The organism is Streptomyces sp. NPDC059166 (assembly GCF_042755185.1).
GTDB lineage: Bacteria > Actinomycetota > Actinomycetes > Streptomycetales > Streptomycetaceae > Streptomyces.
Genome location: NZ_JBHZCI010000002.1, coordinates 63,542 through 84,552, shown reverse-complemented (window position 1 = coordinate 84,552; position 21,011 = coordinate 63,542). Strand labels below are relative to the sequence as shown.

17 protein-coding genes are annotated in these 21,011 nt (G+C 72.0%); 8 read left to right on the top strand and 9 right to left on the bottom strand.

What is annotated here, in order from left to right; translation table 11 throughout:
• Positions 1–36: 36 nt before the first annotated feature.
• Positions 37–1,089: a GDSL-type esterase/lipase family protein gene (locus ACFXOA_RS01860; RefSeq protein WP_385020961.1), complete on the bottom strand. Its 1,053-nt coding sequence runs from the start codon at positions 1,087–1,089 to the stop codon at positions 37–39.
• 415 nt (positions 1,090–1,504) lie between these two features.
• On the opposite strand from ACFXOA_RS01860, the gene ACFXOA_RS01855 reads away from it, so the two are divergent.
• Both ACFXOA_RS01855 and ACFXOA_RS01850 read left to right on the top strand, forming a co-directional pair.
• Complete coding sequence (locus tag ACFXOA_RS01855; protein ID WP_385020956.1) at positions 1,505–2,644, top strand: cellulose binding domain-containing protein; 1,140 nt, start codon at positions 1,505–1,507, stop codon at positions 2,642–2,644.
• Positions 2,645–2,938: 294 nt separating this feature from the next.
• Positions 2,939–4,072, top strand: coding sequence for a lytic polysaccharide monooxygenase (locus ACFXOA_RS01850; RefSeq protein WP_385020953.1), 1,134 nt, complete (start codon positions 2,939–2,941; stop codon positions 4,070–4,072).
• Positions 4,073–4,643: 571 nt separating this feature from the next.
• Here the strand turns inward: ACFXOA_RS01850 and ACFXOA_RS01845 are convergent.
• A complete protein-coding gene (locus ACFXOA_RS01845; RefSeq protein WP_385020950.1) occupies positions 4,644–6,749 on the bottom strand; it encodes a glycoside hydrolase family 6 protein in 2,106 nt (701 codons plus the stop codon).
• Between the two features lie 221 nt (positions 6,750–6,970).
• Complete coding sequence (locus tag ACFXOA_RS01840; protein WP_385020947.1) at positions 6,971–8,503, bottom strand: endo-1,4-beta-xylanase; 1,533 nt, start codon at positions 8,501–8,503, stop codon at positions 6,971–6,973.
• Positions 8,504–8,905: 402 nt separating this feature from the next.
• Here ACFXOA_RS01840 and ACFXOA_RS01835 point away from each other — a divergent pair, with 402 nt between their 5' ends.
• Positions 8,906–10,171 carry an MFS transporter gene (locus tag ACFXOA_RS01835; protein WP_385020944.1) on the top strand — a complete coding sequence of 422 codons (1,266 nt, stop codon included), beginning with the start codon at positions 8,906–8,908 and terminating at the stop codon, positions 10,169–10,171.
• Between the two features lie 59 nt (positions 10,172–10,230).
• On the opposite strand, the gene ACFXOA_RS01830 is transcribed toward ACFXOA_RS01835, so the two are convergent.
• Both ACFXOA_RS01830 and ACFXOA_RS01825 read right to left on the bottom strand, forming a co-directional pair.
• On the bottom strand, positions 10,231–11,028 hold the full coding sequence (locus tag ACFXOA_RS01830) for a VOC family protein (protein WP_385020941.1): 798 nt from the start codon (positions 11,026–11,028) through the stop codon (positions 10,231–10,233).
• A 220-nt stretch (positions 11,029–11,248) separates the two neighbouring features.
• Positions 11,249–12,460, bottom strand: coding sequence for a nitrate/nitrite transporter (locus ACFXOA_RS01825; protein WP_385020938.1), 1,212 nt, complete (start codon positions 12,458–12,460; stop codon positions 11,249–11,251).
• 159 nt (positions 12,461–12,619) lie between these two features.
• Here ACFXOA_RS01825 and ACFXOA_RS01820 point away from each other — a divergent pair, with 159 nt between their 5' ends.
• Positions 12,620–13,051, top strand: a complete 432-nt coding sequence (locus tag ACFXOA_RS01820; RefSeq protein WP_014156425.1) for an Lrp/AsnC family transcriptional regulator — start codon at positions 12,620–12,622, stop codon at positions 13,049–13,051.
• Here ACFXOA_RS01820 and ACFXOA_RS01815 read toward each other — a convergent pair.
• From ACFXOA_RS01815 to ACFXOA_RS01805, 3 genes are all read right to left on the bottom strand, one after another.
• On the bottom strand, positions 13,029–14,537 hold the full coding sequence (locus tag ACFXOA_RS01815) for a GAF domain-containing protein (protein ID WP_385020935.1): 1,509 nt from the start codon (positions 14,535–14,537) through the stop codon (positions 13,029–13,031). The genes ACFXOA_RS01820 and ACFXOA_RS01815 overlap by 23 nt on opposite strands.
• A 14-nt stretch (positions 14,538–14,551) precedes the next feature.
• Positions 14,552–15,589 (bottom strand): rod shape-determining protein, encoded by a 1,038-nt coding sequence (locus ACFXOA_RS01810; RefSeq protein WP_385020932.1) that lies wholly within the window; start codon positions 15,587–15,589, stop codon positions 14,552–14,554.
• Positions 15,590–15,723: 134 nt separating this feature from the next.
• Complete coding sequence (locus ACFXOA_RS01805; RefSeq protein WP_385020929.1) at positions 15,724–16,296, bottom strand: hypothetical protein; 573 nt, start codon at positions 16,294–16,296, stop codon at positions 15,724–15,726.
• 123 nt (positions 16,297–16,419) lie between these two features.
• Here ACFXOA_RS01805 and ACFXOA_RS01800 point away from each other — a divergent pair, with 123 nt between their 5' ends.
• Positions 16,420–17,121 (top strand): hypothetical protein, encoded by a 702-nt coding sequence (locus tag ACFXOA_RS01800; protein ID WP_385020926.1) that lies wholly within the window; start codon positions 16,420–16,422, stop codon positions 17,119–17,121.
• A 3-nt stretch (positions 17,122–17,124) separates the two neighbouring features.
• On the opposite strand, the gene ACFXOA_RS01795 is transcribed toward ACFXOA_RS01800, so the two are convergent.
• Entirely contained in the window at positions 17,125–17,559 is a 435-nt protein-coding gene (locus tag ACFXOA_RS01795) for a MarR family winged helix-turn-helix transcriptional regulator (protein WP_385020923.1), read from the bottom strand.
• A 127-nt stretch (positions 17,560–17,686) separates the two neighbouring features.
• Between ACFXOA_RS01795 and ACFXOA_RS01790 the strand changes: the two genes are divergently transcribed.
• The 3 genes from ACFXOA_RS01790 (at position 17,687) to ACFXOA_RS01780 (ending at position 21,003) form a co-directional block, all read left to right on the top strand.
• Entirely contained in the window at positions 17,687–18,709 is a 1,023-nt protein-coding gene (locus tag ACFXOA_RS01790) for an NADP-dependent oxidoreductase (RefSeq protein ID WP_385020920.1), read from the top strand.
• Positions 18,710–18,871: 162 nt separating this feature from the next.
• Positions 18,872–19,300 (top strand): organic hydroperoxide resistance protein, encoded by a 429-nt coding sequence (locus ACFXOA_RS01785; RefSeq protein ID WP_385020916.1) that lies wholly within the window; start codon positions 18,872–18,874, stop codon positions 19,298–19,300.
• Positions 19,301–19,485: 185 nt separating this feature from the next.
• A complete protein-coding gene (locus tag ACFXOA_RS01780) occupies positions 19,486–21,003 on the top strand; it encodes an alpha-N-arabinofuranosidase (RefSeq protein ID WP_385020913.1) in 1,518 nt (505 codons plus the stop codon).
• The last annotated feature ends 8 nt before the right edge of the window (positions 21,004–21,011 follow it).

Genomic DNA, 21,011 nt, shown 5'->3' with positions numbered 1-21,011 from the left:
CGTGGCGTCCGGCCGCGAGGGCAACCAGTTCCCGGTTCATGCTGGTACCGGCACACACAGGCTGCGCCGGAGCGCCGCCAGGAACCTCTCCGCGAACACCGGATGCCCCTCCGGGCCCGGGTGCAGCCGGTCCATGCCCTCGGGCTCCAGCAGCAGGTGCGCCTGGGCGGGCCCGAAGACGTCCAGGCCGTCGATGTGGTGCAGGTTCGAATCGCCGTGCGCACGCAGCAACTCCACCGCCGTGCGCGTACGTTCGCGGCACTCCTGGACGGTCAGCCCGGACGGACCGGGCACGCTCTCGCGGTCCGGCGCGATGATCGTCGACATCACGGCGAAGGGGGTGTCCGGATGGCCGTCGCGGACGGTGCGCACGAAGCCGACGAGCGCGGCGGTGAAGGCGTCCGGGCTGTGGCTGCCCAGCGCCTGGACGTTGATCCCGACGCACGCCGTCAGGAGATCGGCGGGCAGGTCCCGCATCAGGCGCGCGGTCATCGGCTGGAGGCAGCAGGCGGCGCCGAGGGCGACCGAGGTGAGATCCAGGCAGGCCCGCTCCGAGACCAGGGCCGCCCAGGCGCGGCTCGGTGAACTCGCCCCGCGCCCCTGGGATATGGAACTGCCGTAGTGCACCCAGCGGGGCCGGTCCCGGTCGTCGCGGGTGACCGTGGCACCCGCGTCGAGGACCAGGGAACGCAGCCGGAACTGGTGGTACGGCGGCAGCCAGAGTTCGACGAGCGCGGGACGGCCGGGCAGCTGCACCAGGAAGGAGGCGTCCCGGCCGTCGGCCCGCAGGGGTACGGAGCGGGAGCGGCGGCCGTCGCAGACCACGTCGAGGTACGGGTGCTCCTGCGGACCGTTCAACCGCGGCGCCGGGTCGGCCTGGTAACGGCACGTCAGAGTCCCGCTGTCGGTCCTCAGCGCCACCCGCACCCCGGCCGGCATCGCGGCCCGTCCGATCCCGCCCTCCGGCAGGTGCAGCCGGGCCTCCTCGTGCGGCAGCCGCCAGGGGGCGGTCCCGCGAGGCCCGTGCTGCAGGGACACCGCCCCCCGGTAGCGGAGCACCGGGTCGGCCCCGGTCACGACACGGCCCATGACCAGGCCTCCTCTCCGCGCCGTGCGGCGCCCGGATCATCGTCGGGCGCCCGGGAGGCCGTAACCAGTCGCTGCGGATGCTGTGAGCCGCAGTCACAGGCGGAGCGGCCGTCCGGGCGGGTCGCGTCCGGCGGGAGGGCCGGGCGCCGGGGCGGGCCGGGACCGGCCGCTCCCGGGGCGTGGGGGAGCGCTCCCGTGGCCGTGCGGGCAGAGCGCGCGGCGGATCGGCACGGCGCTGACCTGTGTCCACGAAATCTCTTCGGCGGATCCTTGCGCGAGCTGTTGTCATGACCATTGCCGGACCTTACAGTCACGGGAAACGGTGAGATGGGAGCGCTCCCATCGGTGGGGGGAGGGCGCTCCGTCGTCGCGCCGGGCAGTCCGTCAGATCCGGTCCCTCGGAGAGAGGCCCCACATGCGTCCGCCTTCGCACCCTCCCCGCACCGCCCGCGCCCTGTTCGGCGCACTGCTCACCGCCCTGACCACGGTCGTGGCGCTCCTCGCTGCCACCGCGCCGGCCCACGCCGACACCACGCTCTGCGAGCCCTACGGCTCGACCGTGATCCAGGGCCGTTACGTCGTGCAGAACAACCGCTGGGGGACCGGCGCCACCCAGTGCGTCACCGCCACCGGCTCCGGCTTCCGGGTCACCCAGGCCGACGGCTCGGTGCCCACGAACGGCGCCCCCAAGGCGTACCCCTCGGTCTTCAACGGCTGCCACTACACGAACTGTTCGCCCGGCACGGCGCTTCCCGCGAGGATCAGCGGCATCTCGTCCGCCCCCAGCAGCATCTCCTACGGCTTCGTGTCGGGCGCCGCCTACAACGCGTCCTACGACATCTGGCTCGACCCGGCGCCCCGTAAGGACGGGGTCAACCGGACCGAGATCATGATCTGGTTCAACCGGGTGGGGCCGGTCCAGCCCATCGGCTCCCCGGTCGGCACCGCGACGGTCGGCGGGCGCACATGGGAGGTGTGGACCGGCAGCAACGGTGCCAACGACGTGATCTCCTTCCTCGCGCCGTCGGCGATCGCGAGCTGGAGCTTCGATGTCATGGACTTCGTCGACCAGACGGTCGCGAGGGGGATGGCGGGGAACGACTGGTACCTCACGAGTGTGCAGGCCGGCTTCGAGCCGTGGCAGAACGGCGCGGGGCTGTCGGTGGACTCCTTCTCCTCGGAGGTGAACACCGGAGGAAGCACCCCGGAGGGGCCCACCGGCCCCGGAGCACCGGCGACCGGCTGCGAGGTCGCGTACACCACCAACGTCTGGCAGACCGGCTTCACCGCCGACGTGACGGTGAGGAACACCGGGGCGAGCCCGCTGGACGGCTGGAAGCTCGGCTTCACCCTCCCGTCCGGCCAACGCGTCACCAACGCGTGGGGCGCGACACTGTCCGGCTCCACCGGGGCCGTGACCGCCGGTCCGGTGGCGCACAACACCCGGATCGCCGCCGGGGCGACACAGGCCTTCGGCTTCCAGGGCTCCCACGGCGGCACCTTCACCGAGCCCGCCGCCTTCACCCTGAACGGCGCCGCCTGCACCCTCACCTGAGCCCACGGGTGCCGGACCGCACCGCGTGACCTCCGTCCCGCGCACGCTTCCCCCGGTGAACGGCACCCGTGCCGCTCCGCCTGAGGGCCCGTCCGGCCGATCAGGGCGGGCCGGGCCCTCAGGCGCACCCCCGCCCCCCGGGGCCACCGCCTCGTCCGACCGCACCGGCGGGGTGCGTCGCGGGTTCCCCGGACGCACGCCGCACCCCTTCATGACCCCGGTCATGACCGCCCCGTCATGACCGGCCCGAGGACTGTCGTGAGACAGACGCAGTCCATCCGACACAGGAGATCCATGATGCGAAGCAAGAGACGCTCCCTGTCCTTACTGGCGGCGCTGGCCACGCTGCTCAGCGGACTCGGACTGGCGCTGATCGGCCAGAACAGCGCCCAGGCGCACGGCGTGACGATGACCCCCGGCTCGCGGACGTACCTCTGCTACCTGGACGCCAGGACCAGCACCGGCTCACTCGATCCCACCAACGCGGCCTGCAAGGCGGCACTCGCGGAGAGCGGCGCGAACTCGCTGTACAACTGGTTCGCCGTTCTCGACTCCAACGCCGGTGGCCGCAACGTGGGTTACGTCCCCGACGGCAAGCTGTGCAGCGCGGGCGACCGTTCCCCGTACAACTTCACCGGATACAACGCCGCTCGCGGCGACTGGCCCCGGACGCACCTCACCTCCGGTTCCGCGATCACCGTCAAGCACAGCAACTGGGCCGCTCACCCCGGTGACTTCAGGGTGTACATCTCCAAGCCGGGCTACTCACCGACACAACCGCTGGGCTGGGGCGACCTGGAGCTCGTCCAGACGGTCACCAACCCGCCGCAGTCCGGTTCGGTGGGCACCGACTCGGGCCACTACTACTGGGACCTGACGCTGCCCTCGGGCCGCTCCGGTGACGCCGTCATGTTCATCCAGTGGGTGCGCTCGGACAGCCAGGAGAACTTCTTCTCCTGCTCCGACATCGTCTTCGACGGGGGAAAGGGAGAGGTGACCGGCATCCGGGGCGCGGGCACCACACCGACGCCCACTCCGACCCCGACCGATCCGACCCCGACCCCCACGCCGACCCCGACCGACCCGACCCCCACGCCGACCCCGACCGACGACCCGCACACCGGATGCATGGCCGTGTACAGCGTGACGAGCCAGTGGAACGGCGGCTTCCAGGGCTCCGTCGAGGTGATGAACCACAACACGACCGCACGTGACGGCTGGGCGGTGGCCTGGCAGCCGGGAACTGGCACCAAGATCAACCAGGTGTGGAACGGTTCCATGAGCACCGGTTCGGACGGCAAGGTCAAGGTCAGGAACGTCGACTACAACCGGGTCATCCCGCCGGACGGCACCACCACGTTCGGCTTCACCGCCACCTCCACCGGGAACAACCTGCCGATCGGCTCGATCGGCTGCGTCACCCCGTAGGACGCGTAACCGTCCCGGAACGACCCGAGTACGGCGCCGGCCCCCACTCCCGCGGGGGCCGGCGCTTTCGTGCGTCCCCGCGAGGGCTGTCCGCGGTGGAGTGTCCGGCTCGCCGCCGCCGGGGGTGATGGCGTCACGTGCCGCCCCGGCAGGCACCGGCCGTAGCTCCGAACAGCGCGGGCGACGTCGCTCCGGCCCGGGGCTCGCCCCTGGTGGTCGTCCAATGCCCACGGAGGCGAACGGTCCACGCGGCGGCGCCCCGGCGTCAGGCGCCCGCGGCCTCCCGGCGCTCGCCGTGCCGGGGGGAAGGGACGCCCGCCTGGCGCCCGCGGCCCCCGGCGCGCGCCGTGCCGGGGCAAAGGGACGCCCGCCTGGCCCTTGCGGCTTCTCGGCGCTCGCCGTGCCGGCGCATGGGAGGCCCGCCTGGCGCCCGCGGCCCGTAGGCGCTCGCCGTGCCAGGCACGGGACGCGCCCCCCGCCGCGGAGCCGCGCGCACGACGGGAAGCGGCCCCCACCTCCGGGGAGGTGGGGGCCGCTTCGTCGTACGCAGGTGCCGTCAGCCGGCGGTCACTCAGGGAGCGGTGCCCCAGGAGAGGGTGCCGGCCCGGTAGAGGCCGATCTTCGGGGCGTCGGTGAAGCCGGCGCCGGTGGAGCGGCTGTAGTCGTCCGCCTCCGAGAAGTTGGACCAGTCGCCCTTGTGCAGCCGGAGCTGGATGTCACCGGTCGCCGCGCCCGCAGCCAGGCTGCCGCTGCTGAAGCCGACCTCCAGGTAGTGGCTGGCCCCGGCGGCCGAGCCGTTCGTCTTCACGGACTGGGTCACGGTGCCGCAGCCGACCATCGCCCAGTCGCAGAAGGTGCCGAAGGAGGAGACGGAGGAGTCCGGGGTGAACCAGTAGCGGAGCTTGACCGTCGAGAGGTCCACGGCGCTGCTGCCGGTGTTGACGAGCTGCAGCGACATCCGGATCGAGTTGTCGGTCAGGGAGGTGTCGGTGGTCTTGTACTGGACCTTGAGCGAGCCCGTACCGGTGCCGCCGCCGGCCTCGGTGGTGGCGGAGACCCCGGCGGAGGCCGCCGAGACGTTACCGGCCGCGTCCTTCGCCCGCACGGTGTAGCTGTACGCGGTCGAGGCGCTCAGGCCCGAGTCCGTGAACGTGGTCGCGGTGGTCGAGCCGACCTTGGTGGAGCCGCGGTAGACGTCGTAGCCGGTCACCGCGGTGTCGTCGGTGGAGGCGGTCCAGGAGAGCGAGACGCTGCTGCTGCTCTTGGCGGTGACCTTCAGGCCGGTCGGGACACTCGGAGCGGTGGTGTCGTCGTCGTTGCCGCCGTCGTCACCGCCGCCGCTGCCGTCGATCGCCGGGTAGGCGTTGGCCAGCAGCTCACGGAACTGCGCGGAGAACCAGTGCCCGGCGACGGGCGAGTTGGGCAGCGCGCCGCTCATGCTGTTGCCGTTGCGGCCGTTACCGGTGTACGTGGGGTCGCACATCCGGTCGAAGCCCTTGCCCTCGTCGTTGTCGATGGCCTGGCTGCTGCCGTCCGACTCCCCCGGGGGCTTCGCCCACACGTAGGCGTCGATTCCCGGCTCCGGTGCGATGGTCGGGCGCTCGCCGATACCGGCGCCGCTCTGGTTGCACCAGTTGCCGGCGTGGATACGGCGGTCGACACGGCCACCGTTGACGTAGGCGTCGACGCTGGTCGTCGGGCCGGGACCGGCGGGCCGGTTGTTGCCGCCCCAGCCGTTGCGGGCCGTGTCGATCAGCATGCCGATGTTCGAGTTGAAGCCCTGGCTGACCAGCTCGTTGCGCAGGCCCTGGGCGAAGGTCAGCTCGTCGACGTAGTAGTTCCAGTCGACCCACTTCGACTGGCGCACGGTGGTGCCGTTCACGCTGTCGGTGACCTTGAAGTTCGGCTCCTTGAGAGCCGAGTAGTTGGCCGTGTTCACGATGAAGCCCGCGACGTCGTTGACCGTCGCGCCCTCCGAGGTGGCGGCCTTCTTGAACATCTGCGCGGCGGGCGTGAAGTTGGAGTCCCAGCCGAGCCAGCCGTGGTGGGCCGCGTCGATGTAGTTGTAGACGTTGGGAATCGCGCCGAGGGTGTGCAGGGCGTACCCGACACCCTTCTCGTAGTTCCCGTTCGCCTTCATCACCGCGCACTCGGGCGTCGAGCCGGCCGTACCACCCGCGTTGGTGACGAGGTTGGGCAGCGAGTCGGGCTCGATGATGGTGACGATCCGCAGAGAGGCGTACGCCGGGTCGGCGAGGATGTCCGCGATCGGGTCGATGTACTCGTTCTTGTAGCGGTCGATCTCGGTGGGACCGAGCTCACCGTTGGACGCGAGCGCAGCACAGTCGCGGCCCGGAAGGTCGTAGATGACCACCTGGAACAGGTTGGCGCCCTGGTCCAGCGCGGTGTCGAGGTGCTCGCGCAGGCTCATGGCCGTGGACGAGCCCTCGATGGCGGCGATCCGGTCCATCCAGACGAAGGACGGCTCGTCGGCGATCGCGCTGCCGCCCGGCTCGGCCGCCGCCTTGGCGGACCAGTCGGGGTTCACGTAGGCGGTGGATCCGGCGTACGGGTTGTCCACACGCGCGGTGGCTGCGGCCGTGGCGGGTGCGGGAACGGCGACTGCCAGCGCCGCGCCCATGGCGAGGGCGGACAGGGCGGCCACTCTTCCGCGCATTCCGCGCAACGTGCTGCTTCTGCTTCTCATCTGCGGCTCCGTCATTCTTCGGTACGCCTGCGGTGAATGCCCGCAGACGGGTCTGGGGGATGGTGCTGTCCGGCCGGCCGGGCAGGGGAAGGTGCGGCCTCGCCGGGTGGTGCTCCCGATGGCGGGCCCGGCGGGGTATGGTGACCCGCCATCGGGAGAGCGTCGGGGGCCGGGTCCGTCCGGCCCCGTGATCAGGGCTCGACGCCCCAGGCAAGCTCGCCGTCCACGTACACGGCGATCTTCGTGGCGTCGGCGTACGAGGTGGCGCCGGTGCGGCTGTAGTCGTCCGACTCGTCGAAGTTCGACCAGTCCGTCTTGTTCAGGCGGAGCTGGATCTCGCCTGTGGACGCGCCTGGCGCCAGGCTGCCGCTGCGGAAGCCCACCTCCAGGAAGTGGTCGGCACCGGCCGCGGCGGGGTCCGACCCGGCGACCCGGGAGGTGACCGTCGAGCAGCCCAGCGGGGACCAGTCGCACCAAGTGCTGTACGTGGAGGCCCCGTTCTCGCCCGTGAACCAGTACCTGACCGTCACGTCCTGAAGACTGACCGCGGCACCGCCCGTGTTCACGAGTTGGAGGCCCGGCTTGATCTGGTTGTCCCGGACGGCGGAGTCGTTGTTGCGGTAGAGCGCCTTGAGCGTCGTACCGCCGCTTCCTCCGCCGTCGTCCTCCTCGCCCAGCGCCGTGCGTACGGCGGCCAGGGCGGGCTTGGGGAGCAGGCTTTCGTCGTACAGATTGGCCGCTCCCTGGCCGGGGAACGTGCTCGGCACCCAGGAGTACTTGTCGGTCCAGTCCCACACGGTGACGCCTACACAGCGCCGCACCGCCAGACAGGCCTCGACCACCCGCTGGTAGTAGGTGGACTGGGTGGCAAGCTTCGCCGTGTCCGCCGGCAGCTGCATGCGGACGTCGAGCTCGGTGACGGCCACGTCGAGACCGAGGTCCGCGAACCGCTGCATGTTCGCGCGCATCTCGTACGGGAAGCCGTACTGCACGGCCAGGTGGGCCTGCATCCCGACCCCGTCGAGCGGTACGCCCTCATCGAGCAGTTCGCTCACCAGGGCGTACATGGCGTCGCTCTTCGCGCCGAGACCCTCGATGTTGTAGTCGTTGAGGTAGAGCTTCGCCTCGGGGTCCGCGGCGTGCGCGGCGCGCAGCGCGGTGGCGATGTAGTCGCTTCCCATGGCGTCGTGGAAGGGGCTCGAGCGGAAGGTCCCGTCCTCGTTGAACGGTTCGTTCACGACGTCCCAGGCGGTGACCTCGCCGCGGTAGTGGGTGGCCTCCTCGGTGATGTGATCGACCATGGCCGGCTCGACCTCGGCCTGTGGGAGCGCTCCTACCCAGCTGGGCAGCTGGCTGTGCCATACGAGGGTGTGGCCACGCACGCTCTGGCCGTGCTCCCGGGCGAAGTCGGTGATCACGTCGCCCTTGGTGAAGTCGAACCGCCCCCGGACCGGCTCGGTGGTGTCCCACTTCATCGAGTTGCCGGGAGTGATCTGCCCGAACTCCGAACCGAGGACGGCCGTGTAGGCGGCGTCGCTCAGCTCGGAGTTGTCGGTGGCCGAGCCGAAGTACCTGCCCTGCGCGGACGCCAGTTCGTGCAGGGTCGGCGCCGGTGACGCCACCGCCGGCCCACCCAGGAGGGTGGTGCCGAGCGCGAGGACGCCGATCAGCAGGGCGTGTGGCCCTGCGGGCCGGCCGCCCGAGCGGCGCTTCATCAAGTCCATGACCAACGCCTTCCTCTTGCGGGTGGAGCGGAGCCGCGTGGTGAGCGCGGCTCCGAGCCCGCATGCCGATCCCGTCACCCTGTGTCGGGGTGAGGGGGGTGCTGGGGGATGGTGCGTGCAAGTCTTGTTGTGGGAGCGCTCCCAAGGTGGCCTGGTGATGAGCACCTGTCAATAGTTGCTTCACAGTTCTTTTACGGAGGCGTTACGGCGGCGGACCGGTGAGTGACGGGAAAGTGACCCCGTCAGCCAGGGAACAAGACCTTCCGGTCCGGTTCCGGGAGCCCTCGGTGAACGCGGCCGCGGACCCGCGCACCCGCCCCCGAGCCGAGGCGCCGAAGCGGCCCCGGGACTGGATCACCCGGCCGCCCCGACCGGTTCCGCCGCAGGTCGGTACCATCCTCTGTGACCGAAACAGCCAAACAAGGTGTACCCCGCACACGCATACTCGCCGACCTGGCGCCGCTGCGTACCTCTCCCGACTACCGGCGACTCTGGTTCGGGAACACCGTCTCCTGGATCGGGCAGGGGATGACGGCGCTGGCCGTGTCCCTCCAGGTCTACGACCTCACCGGATCCGCGTTCTCCGTCGGCCTGATCGGTCTCTGCTCGCTCGTCCCGCTGGTGCTGCTCGGCCTCTACGGCGGAGCCGTCGCCGACACCGTCGACCGCCGCAAGCTGGGACTGGTCAGCGCGGGCGGCTCGTTCGTCCTCTCCCTGGCCCTGGCCGCCGCGACCTTCGCCGGGGTGCGGCAGGTGGGGCTGCTGTACGCGGTCGTGGCCCTGCAGGCCGTGTGCTTCGCGCTCAACTCCCCGGCCCGCAGCTCGATGATCGCCCGGCTCCTCCCGGCCGAGCAGCTGCCCGCCGCGAACGCGCTCAACGCCATGACGTCCACCACCGGCGGTCTCGCCGGACCGATGCTCGGGGGACTGATCGTCGGCTGGTGGGGTTACAAGGCGGCCTACACCGTCGACGCCGTCACCTTCACCGCCTCCCTGTACGCGATGTGGCGGCTGCCGTCGATGCTGCCCGGCCGCGGGGCCGCGCAGGACGCGAAACGGGCATCCGTCCTGGACGGTCTGCGCTTCCTCGGTACCAGGCCCAATCTCAGGATGACCTTCTTCAGCGACCTCGCCGCCATGGTCCTCGCCCAGCCGCGCGCCCTCTTCCCCGTGGTCGCGGTCGTGTGGTTCGGGGGTGACGCCAGGACCACCGGGCTGCTCGTCGCGGCACCCGCCCTCGGAGCCCTGCTCGGCAGCGTCTTCTCGGGGTGGCTGGGCCGCATCCGGCGCCATGGGCTCGCGGTCCTGGTCGCCGTCTGCTGCTGGGGCGGGGCGATCGCGCTGTTCGGGCTCACCCGTGAGCTCTGGCCCGGACTCCTCGTGCTGGCCCTCGCCGGCTGCGCCGACTCGGTCTCGATGGTCTTCCGCAGCACCATGCTCCAGGCGGCTGTGCCGGACGAGATGCGCGGCCGGCTCCAGGGCGTGTTCATCGTGGTCGTGGCGGGGGGACCACGGCTCGGGGACCTGGTGGCGGGCTCCGCCGCCGACCTGGCCTCACCTGCCGTGGCGGTGACCGGGGGCGGCCTGGCCTGCGTCCTGGTGGTCTGCCTGCTGGCCCTGCGCCAACGCGGCTTCGCCCGGTACGACGCCCGCGACCCGCGGCCCTGAGGAGCGCGGGCCGGTACGGCCGGCCCGCCCCCGGTCCGTGGACCGGCCCGCGGCACGCGTCAGGCGATCTCGGTGACCTTCGGGATCTCGCCCCCGGTCGTCGTGCCGTCGATCACCGAGAACGCCGCCCCCTGCGGATCGGTCAGAGAAGCGAACCGACCGTACGGGATGGTCATCGGGCCGAACCTGAGCTGAGCCCCCAGCGAGGTCGCCTTCTCCACCGCCGCGTCGCAGTCCGCCACGGAGAAGTACACGTTCATGTGGGCCGGAACCTGCGCGGGGAACTCCGAACCCATCCTCATCCGGCCGAGGACCGGGTCCGCGCCGAGGTCGTAGAGCGCGAAGTCGACCGCGTCGTCCTCCAGTTGCTTCACCCCGTAACCGAAGACCGCGGCGAAGAAGGCGTCGGCCCGCTCCGGGGCACGGGTGTAGACCTCGGCCCAGGCGTAGGCGCCGGGGGCCAGCCGTTCCTGGAAGCCCTCGTGGCTGCCCGCCTCCCACACCCCGAAAGCCGTCCCTCCGGGGTCGGAGGCCAGCACCATCGTCCCGAAGTCGCCGACCCGCATCGGCTCCACCGCCACCTCGCCCCCGCAGGCGTGGATCTTCGCGGTGGTCGCGGCGGCGTCCGGTGACGCGAGGTACAGGCACCAGGCGTTGGGGGCGTCCTGACCGGGCATGGCCGGCGACAGGGCGGCCACGGCCCTGCCGTCCAGATGGGCCTGCGTGTAGCCGCCGTACTCGCTCTGCGACTCGCCGTAGGTCCAGCCCAGGAGCTCACCGTAGAAGTGCTTCGCCCCTTCGAGGTCGGCGAACGTACCGTCCGCCCAGCAGGGGGTGCCCTCGGATGCTGCGGCCATGAATCGGGCCTCTCTTCACTCGGCGGATGGTTCTCCGGTCACGCTAAGGGCTGTCCCGCGATTCGCGGTGGTTCAGCGCGCGGCGCCGGTCGCGGCGCATCGCACAGCTGTCGCCGCGCGCCCCGCCGGAAGACGCGGGACAGCCCTTGGCCCGGCGCGGTCCGGGCGGCGTGCCGGACACGGCGGGAGTCCGCCCGTCTCCGGCGTCCCGCCGGCAGGTTCAGCTGTCCCGCCGGAGGCTTCGCATCCGGCCGTAGGCGTACACGGCGCCCGCCAGGGCGAGGTCCGACAGGAGCATGAATCCGATGGAGTACGAGTCCTTGGCGCTGTAGATCGCGCCCATGACCAGCGGTGGCACGAATCCGCCGAGCCCGCCCATCGCGCCGACGATGCCCGTCACACTGCCCACCTTGGGCTGCGGGGTCACCTGCGAGACCAGGGCGAAGACACTGCCGCTCGCGGTGCCGAGACCCGCCGCCATGCAGAGCAGCGCGATGGTGCCGACGGGGTCCAGCGAGGGGTCGAAGGCCTGGACGATCGCCATCAGCGCCGCCAGCAACAGCGCGCCGGCCGTGACCAGAGCCGGGTGGATCCGGTCCGACAGCCAGCCGCCGATCGGCCGGAAGACCACCGTGACCAGCGCGAACCCCGCGGCCTTGGTGCCCGCCTCGGTCGGGGACATCTCGTACCAGGTCTTCAGATACGTCGGCAGGTACACGCCGAAGGCGACGATGCCGCCGAAGCCGATCGCGTACAGCGCGGAGAGTTCCCAGGTCACCCGCAGCCGGCCCGCCTGGCCCAGGCGGTGGCCGAGCGAGTCCGCCGGGACCTTGCGGCCCGGGTGGTCGGTGATCAGGGCCGCCGCGAGCAGCGAGTAGACCAGCAGCGCGGCTGCGACGATCCAGAAGGGCAGGTTCTCACCGTGCTTGGCGATCCGGGGCGTGAAGTAGCCGGACAGGGCGACACCGCCCATGCCCATCCCGAACACACCCAGGGCCAGGCCGCGTTTGGCCGGCGGGAACCACGAGTTGACCAGCGGGATGCCGATGGCGAACGTCGTGCCGCCGAGGCCGAGCAGGAAGCCGACGGCGAGCATCGCGCCGTAGGAGTTCTTCGCCGGGATCAGCAGCAGCACCGGCACGATCGTGAGTGCCGAGACCGCCGGGAACATCAGCTTGGCGCCGAACTTGTCGGTCAGTGCGCCCGCCGGGATGCGCCCGAGGGAGCCGACGAGGACGGGCACCGCCACGAGCAGCGACTGCTGGAAGTCGCTCAGGCCGAGCCGGTCCTTGAAGTCACCGGACAGGGGGGAGATCAGGTTCCATGCCCAGAAGGTGAGCGTGAAGCCGACGGTCGCCACGACGAGGTTCCGGTACGCGGCTGCGGACTGTTTCCGGTCCGGGGCTGGGGTGTGCGCTGCTGTGGTCTCCACCCCGCAAGTCAAGAGCGCGAGGACGGGCGGGGCACGACGGGCTGGGCCATCCGGGTAGCCCGCCGGAAGTCAGGCGCCCCATGGGCGGGAGCGGCGGGGTGGCCCCCCGCGCGGCCGCTCACCCGCCGCTTCCCGGCCAGGGCTGCGACAATCACCGTTATGGACCGGTTGGACCGAGAGATCCTCGGCATTCTCCAGGAGGACGCCCGGATCTCGTACCGTGATCTCGGCGTACGCGTGGGACTCAGTGCCAACGCGGCGGGTGATCGCGTGCGCCGGATGCGCCGTGACGGGGTGATCCGGGGATTCACCGTGATCGTCGACCCGGCCGCCGACACCCGTTCGGGCCTCGTCGTCTTCATCGACGTCTCCTTGCGCCTGGACACGACGAACGAGGAGTTCGAGCGCTCCGTGCTGACCCTGCCGGGCATCACCGAGGTCGTGCACGTGACGGGCGGCCACGACTACCTCGTACGCGCCACGGCGGCGGACCCCGGCTCCCTGGACACGCTGCTGCGGCGGCTCAAGAAGGACGCGGGCGTCGCCCACTCCAACACCCGCATCGCGCTCAGAGCGGCGCCTGCCAGGTGACGGTGGTCGACCGGGAACCGTCGTCGGCGCGGCCGTCGTCCACCACCACCAGCCGTACCGCCGTACGCCCGTCCGGCAGCCGTACCGTCGCGTCGATCTCCACCTCGACGGACGAGATCCCGGGCCGGCGGTGCGCCGCCGCCAGCGCTCCCCGGAGAGCGTCGAGCAGCTGACCGTCCACGGGTGAAGGCACCAGCGAGTCCACGGCGCCGGTGAACCGCACGGACGGCTGGAAGCCCAGCACCGCGGCCGCGCCCCCGGTCTCCCGCAGCACCCTGCCGCGAACGGTCGTGGGCGCCTCGGCGGGCGGCTGCCGCAGCGTGAAGATCGCGGTCCTGACCTCCTGGATCGTGGAATCCAGCTCGTCGACCGCCCTGGTGAGGAGCTCGGCCGTGCCGGTGTCACCCTCCGGGGCCTTGCGACGGGTCGACTCCAGCATCATCTCCGTCGCGAACAGCCGCTGGACGACGAGGTCGTGCAGGTCGCGGGCGATGCGGTCGCGGTCCTCGTAGACCGCCAGCTGCTCCCGGTAGTGCTGGCTGTCGGCCATCACCAGGGCCAGCGCGGCCTGGGAGGCGAACTGCGAGGCGAGCAGCCGGTCCGTCCCGGTGTAGAGGGGCTCGCCGCGTCTGCGGGGGAGGGCGAGCGTCCCGATGAGCCTGCCGCCGCTCTTCAGGGGCAGCATCATGCTGGGGCCGAACCGTGAGCGTACGGGGGTCGTCATCCGGGGGTCCGTCGCGGAGTCCTCGATGACGACGTCCTCACCGCCCAGCAGCTGGACCAGGACGGCGGCGCCCGGGGCGATGGCCGTGCCGACGAGGCCGGCCGGGTCCTCGGGGGTGGACGCGGCGACGATCTCCATCCCGCCCTCGGGCGTGGGCTGGAGGATCACCCCGGCCACGGCTCCGGCGAGCACCCTGGCCCGCTCGGCGACGGTCGTCAGGGCGTCCGTCGAGCCGGCCCCCGTCAGCAGCGCCCTGGTGGTGGCGGACGCACCCTCGATCCACTGCTCCCGTTGCCGCGCCGCCTCGTAGAGGGGGGCGCCGCCGATCGCCGCGGCGGCCTGTGAGGCGAGCAGCCGCAGCAGCGCCAGATCCGTGTCGGTGAAGCCGTCCGGCTCCCCGGAGACGAGGCAGAGACTGCCCAGCACCTCGCCCCGCACCAGGACCGGTGCCCCGAGGAACGAGCGTGTCGCGAGGGCGGGGTCCGCCGGGACGCGGCCGCCGTGCGGAGCGGCCGTCAGATCGTCCACCCGGACGGCCCGTCCGCCCTCGACCAGGGAGCCCAGCGCGCCGGTGCGCCCGTCCAGGAGCGTGACGGCGGCGCGCCGGCCGCGATCGGACGCGCCGGTGGTGAACAGGTCGGTGACGTGGCGGTCCTCCTTGTGGAGCAGGGCCAGGGCGCCGTGCGGCGCACCCGCCAGCGCCGCGGCGGTGTCCACGATGTGCTGGAGGGTGATCCGCAGGTCGGGGCCCGTCGCGGTCACCGGGGGAGCCGGGCTCAGCCGGCCAGCGGGTCGAGCACCAGCGGCTGGACCTTGCCGTCCAGCATCGCGCCGAGTCCGAGCACCGAGCAGACGTCCGGCCGCTCGGCGATGGTGACGGGCACACCGGTCGCTTCCCTCAGCATCTGGTCGAGCCCCGGCAGCAGGGCGCTGCCGCCGACCATCATGATCCCGGAGTCCGCGATGTCGGCGACCAGGTCGGGCGGGCAGTCGCGCAGCACCTTCCCGAGCCCGTCGAGCACCGCGGTGAGCGGGGTGTGGATGGCCTGGCGTACGGCCGCGGTGTCGACCTGGACGGAACGCGCCAGGCCGGTCGCGACGTCACGGCCGTGGATCTCGGTCACCGCGGGCCCGCTGAGTGTGAGGCCGTTGCCCCGGAGCGCCAGCTGCAGCGGCCGGACGGACTGGCTGGGCAGCATCAGCTCGTGGTGCTGGCGCAGGTGCTGGATGACCGCCTGGTCGATGGCCTCGCCGCCGATCGGGATGCGTACCGCCGTCACGATCGCCCCCAGGGAGAGCACGGCGATCTGGGTGGTGGCCGCCCCGCACACCATGATCATGGTCGCGGTCGGCTCCTCCACCGGCAGTCCGCAGCCCACGGCCGCCGCGATCAGGGTGTCCACGAGCTCCACCCGCCGCGCCCCGAGCCCCACGAGGGTCTCGACCGCGGCCCGCTGGGCCAGGGGGTCGGCGTCGTGCGGGACACAGGCGGCGGCCCGCAGCCGGGGCTTGCGGCGCAGCTGGCGGCGGAGCTTCTCGCCCAGCAGATGGCGCAGCATGCGCTGTGCCATGTCGATGTCCACGACGGTCCCGCCGGACACCGGGCGTGCCACCCGGATGTAGCCGGGCGTACGGCCGGTCATCTGCTCGGCGAGGGCGCCGACGGCGATGAGCGAGCCGGTACGCGTGTTCACCGCGGCGACGCTCGGCTCGTCGACGACGAGCCCCACTCCCTTGATGTACACACGGGTCCTCGCGGCCCCGAGATCGACGGCGACATGGCAACGGCGCAACTGTTCGAGACTGACGGTCACGGCAGATTCTCCCGAGAGGCGCTGACGGGGGGCACCGGCGGCAGCCGGTCTCCTGGCATCGTCACGCCGGGGCGGGGGCGGCGCGCGCTGGGTGAGCCGTAGGGGGGAAAGCGCAGCTGACGGCGCGACAGGCGTCAGGAGGCCCCCGGCAGGGTGCGCTGGAACAGGCCCCAGGTGAACTCGGCCGCACAGGGCCGGCCGGTGCCCGGGTCGGTGAAGGTGAGCCCCCAGCGGGTCGGCGCGCTGCCCTCCATGGGCCGGGCCGGGGCGAAGGCCCGGGCCACCTCGTCCACCGTGCAGGACCAGGGGAGCAGATCTGCCGCCGTGTCCAGGTCCGGTCCCGCCGCGCCGGGGGCGCGGACCAGCCATTCGTTCCAGACGGCGCCACCGGGACCGGCCATCACCTCGAACCGCAGGTCCGGCCAGAGCGGCAGCGGCCACAGCAGCGCGTCGCACTCCAGGTCGCCCACCTTCCGGCGCACCGACGACTCCGGCTCGCCCAGGACGGACCGGTAGCGGCGCAGGGCGCCCCGGCCTCCCGGTGCGCGCAGCATGGCCTGCCAGCGGCGGTTGGCCTCCCGCATCTCGGCGAGGGAGGCGCCCAGTTCGTGACGGGCGTCCTCGACGAGACCGGGCTGGTGGTCGGCCATCCGGCGCAGCAGCACGAGCTGGAACTGGGGCGGCCCGAACGGGGCGGGAGGGGTCATGGGGCTCATCCTGCCGCGTGTCGCGCGTATCGGGCGGCGCGCCCCGGAGTCTCGGATTCCACACAGGATCCTCACCTGTGCGCCTTCCTGTGCCGTTCTCCGCGCGTCTACTCTGCGGGCGCCATGGATTACTGCCACCCGTGCCGACGGCACCTGAACGGGGCGCTGGCCTGCGCCGGTTGCGGGACCCCCGCCGACGCGCTGGTCCCCTACGCCGTCGTGGAGCCCGCCGGACGGGGCGCCGAGCCCGCGGGCGGGACCCTGGAGGTCTCCGGGGGTACGGGGCACCGCCGCCGCGCCCGGGGCGCCGCCGGACGGGGCCGCGGCCGCAGGAGGAACGGGCACCGCAGACGCGGCCGCGCGCTGCTGCTCACCGTGGCCGGTGCCGTACTGGCGCTGGGGGCGCTGAGCCTCGCGGAGCTCGCCATGGAGCCCGGCGGCGGGAGCGGGGCCGCGGACTACGTGAGCGAGGCCACCGGAGAGGTGTCCGCCCCGCCGGTCCCGCCGAGCCCGGAGTCCGAGGCGCCCGCGCCGGCGGACGCCCCCACGGTCGTCCCGGTCACCGAGGCCCGCCCGCCGGCCACGAAGGGCCCGGCCCGCACCGCGGCGCCGCCCGCGCCCGCCCCGTCGTCGGAGGCCCCGGCCGGGAGCCCCGCACCGCCCGCTCCCACGTCCGGGCCCCCGGAGTCCGCCGGCACCGCGGCGCCGGACGCCGGCGGCTCGGGGGAGCCTAGCGAGGAGCCGACGCCGCCGGGACCTTCGGCCGGTCCGGAGCCGACCCCTTCACCCTCCCCGACCTGCACATGGTGGATCTTCTGCTTCTGACGCTCAGGCGTCGTCCTCGCCGAGCATCCGGCGCAGGAGGTCCCGCAGGACCGTCCGCTCGGCCTCGGACAGCTCGGCCAGCGGCTCACGGGCGAAGTCCAGGGCGTCCCGCAGCTCCCGGGCCGTGCGGATGCCCTCCTCGGTCGGGGCGGCGAGTTTCACCCGCCGGTCCGCCGGATCGGGGCGGCGCTCCACCAGGCCGCGCAGCTCCAGCCGGTCGACGATCCCGGTGACGTTGGACGGTTCGCACTTGAGTTTCCGGGCAACCTTGCGCATGGGCATCGGCTCCAGCGCGAGGAGCCCCAGCACCCTGGCCTGCGCCCCGGTCAGCGCGTGGGTGGCGGCGGCCCGGTCGTACTCCTCGTGGTAACGCGCCACGACCCCGCCGATGAGCTGGACGACTTCGAGCGTGAGCGGGTCCGTGCGCGGGGTGGCCATGACACCCAGACTACCGAATTACTTGACAAGGTGAAATATGTGGACGCATGGTTGTTTCATGTGCTGAAGCTTTTCGCTCCAGGCACCCGAGACGCCACACCGCACGACATCGAGGAGAACCCGAGCCATGTCTGCAGCACTTCCCACGACCGGTCGCGAATGGCACCTCGTCGCCAGGCCGCACGGCTGGCCCGAGCCCACGGACTTCGCCCTGCGCGAGGCGCCGGTGACCGCTCCCGGTGAGGGGCGGGTCCTCGTCCGCAACCTCCACTTCTCGGTCGACCCCTACATGCGGGGCCGGATGAACGACGTCAAGTCGTACACCCCGCCCTTCAAGCTCGACGAGCCCATGGCGGGCGGCGCGGTCGGCGAGGTCATCGCCTCGGAGGCCGAGGGCTTCGCCGTGGGCGACCACGTGCTGCACGGCCTCGGATGGCGCGAGTACGCCTCCGTCCCCGCCCGGCACGCGGTCAAGGTCGACGCCTCGCTCGCCCCGCTCTCCGCCTACCTGGGCGTGCTCGGCATGACCGGTCTCACCGCCTACGCCGGGCTGTTCGAGGTCGCCTCCTTCAAGGAGGGCGACGCGGTCTTCGTCTCCGGCGCGGCGGGGGCGGTGGGCAGCCAGGTCGGTCAGATGGCGCGGATCAAGGGCGCCTCCCGGGTCATCGGCTCGGCCGGGTCCGACGAGAAGGTGAAGCTCCTCGTCGAGAAGTACGGCTTCGACGCCGCCTTCAACTACAAGAACGGCCCCGTCCGGGAGCAGCTCGCCGAGGCCGCGCCCGACGGCATCGACGTCTACTTCGACAACGTCGGCGGCGAGCACCTGGAGGCCGCGATCTCCGCGCTCAACGTGCACGGCCGCGCCACCATCTGCGGAATGATCGCCCAGTACAACGCCACGGAACCCACCCCCGGCCCGCGCAACCTCGCGCTCGTCATCGGCAAGCGGCTGCGCCTGCAGGGCGTACTCGTGGGCGACCACAACGACCTCCAGCCCCAGTTCGTCCAGGACGTCGCCGGATGGCTCGCCTCCGGTGAGCTCACCTACGACGAGACGAAGGTCCAGGGCATCGAGCACGGCTACGACGCGTTCGTCGGCATGCTGCGCGGCGAGAACACCGGCAAGATGATCGTCTCGCTGGACGCCTGAGATCCCGCCGGGCACGGGGGCGGGCCCGCCGGTGGCCCGCCCGTCGTCGCCGCCCGGTGCGGCCACCCGTGAAGGGCCCCGCCCGGTCACCCGTTAGGCTCGGCGCAGGCCGTCGCGATCGTGGGCGCGAGTCGCGGCGCATCAGCAGGAGGAATCACCCGTATGACCATTCAGCAGATCGACGTGGCCTACACCGCCGTCGCCACCGCGGAGAACGGCCGTGACGGCCGCGTCTCCTCGGACGACGGCAAGCTCGACGTCGTCGTCAACCCGCCGAAGGCCATGGGCGGCAGCGGTGAGGGCACCAACCCCGAGCAGCTCTTCGCAGCCGGCTACAGCGCCTGCTTCCAGGGCGCCCTCGGTGTCGTCGCCCGCAACGAGAAGGCGGACATCACCGGTTCGACGGTGACCGCCTCCGTCTCCATCGGCAAGACCGAGGCGGGCGGCTTCGGCCTGGAGGTCGCGATCAGCGCCTCCATCCCGAACGTCGACGCGGCCACCGCGCAGGCGCTCGTCGAGAAGGCGCACCAGGTGTGCCCGTACTCGAACGCCACCCGCGGCAACATCAAGGTGGAGCTGTCGGCCGGCTGAGACCGGACCACCCGAGTACGACCGAGGGCCGCATCCCGTCACCACGGGGTGCGGCCCTCGGTCGTGCCCTGACCCGCCCGCCCGCGAATGGCGTGCAAGGGCATTGACGCCCGCGGAGGTTGAACCCTACGGTCCCGTTCGAGGTTACGAGCAGCATTCGAAATACCGAACGAGCGAAGGATGTCATGACCCGCACCGCGCGCTTCACCCTCGATCCGGCCTTCACCGTGGGAGACGTCGATCCCCGGATCTTCGGCTCCTTCGTCGAGCACCTCGGCCGCTGTGTCTACGACGGGATACTCGAGCCCGGCCACCCCTCGGCGGACGAGGCCGGACTGCGCACCGACGTGCTGGACCTGATCCGCGAACTCGGTGTCACCGCCATCCGCTACCCCGGCGGCAACTTCGTCTCCGGCTACCGCTGGGAGGACAGCGTAGGCCCGGTCGACGAGCGCCCCCGCCGGCTCGACCTCGCCTGGCGTTCCACCGAGACGAACCGTTTCGGCCTGTCCGAGTACATCGGCTTCCTCCGCAAGATCGGCCCGCAGGCCGAACCCATGCTCGCGGTCAACCTCGGCACCCGCGGCGTACAGGAGGCCATCCAGCTCCAGGAGTACGTCAACCACCCCTCGGGCACCGCCCTTTCCGACCTGCGGGCCGCGCACGGGGACAAGGACCCCTTCGGCATCAAGCTGTGGTGCCTGGGCAACGAGATGGACGGCCCCTGGCAGACGGGCCACAAGACGGCCGAGGAGTACGGGCGCCTCGCCGCCGAGACGGCCCGCGCCATGCGGCAGATCGACCCCTCCGTCCAGCTCGTGGCCTGTGGGTCCTCCAGCCGCGCCATGCCCACCTTCGCCGCCTGGGAGGCCACGGTCCTCGCCGAGACCTACGACCTCGTCGACCACATCTCGCTGCACGCCTACTACGAGGAGACCGACGGCGACCGCGACTCCTTCCTCGCCTCCGCGGTGGACATGGAGTCCTTCATCGAGAGCGTCGTCGCCACCTGCGACCACGTCGGTGCGCGCCTCAAGTCCGAGAAGCGGATCAACCTCTCCTTCGACGAGTGGAACGTCTGGTACCAGCGGCGCTTCCAGCAGGAGACGCGGGAGAACCCGCTCGACTGGCCCGAGGCGCCGCGGCTCCTGGAGGACAACTACAGCGTCACCGACGCCGTCGTCTTCGGCAGCCTGATGATCGCGCTGCTGCGCCACGCGGACCGGGTGACCGTCGCCTGCCTCGCCCAGCTGGTCAACGTGATCGCCCCGATCATGACCGAGCCCGGCGGACCGGCGTGGCGGCAGACCACCTTCTTCCCCTTCGCCCTCACCGCACGGTACGGGCGGGGCCAGGTACTCGACGTGCGCGTGGACTCGCCGGTGCACGCGACGGAGAAGTACGGCGAGACGGACCTGCTGCACGCCACGGCCGTGCGAGACCCGGAGACCGGCGCCGTCACGGTCTTCGCGGTGAACCGCTCCCAGGACGCCGCTCTGCCGCTGGAGGTGGCGCTGACAGGACTGGGCCTGGACACGGTCCTGGAGCACCAGGTCGTCGCGGACGCCGATCCCGAGGCCCGCAACACCCTCGCCGAGCCCGAGCGGGTGCTCCCGCACGCGGCGGAGGGCACCGGGCTGGCAGGCGGCACGCTCAAGGCGGTGCTGGAGCCGCTCTCCTGGAACATGATCCGGCTGGGCTGACCCGGAGA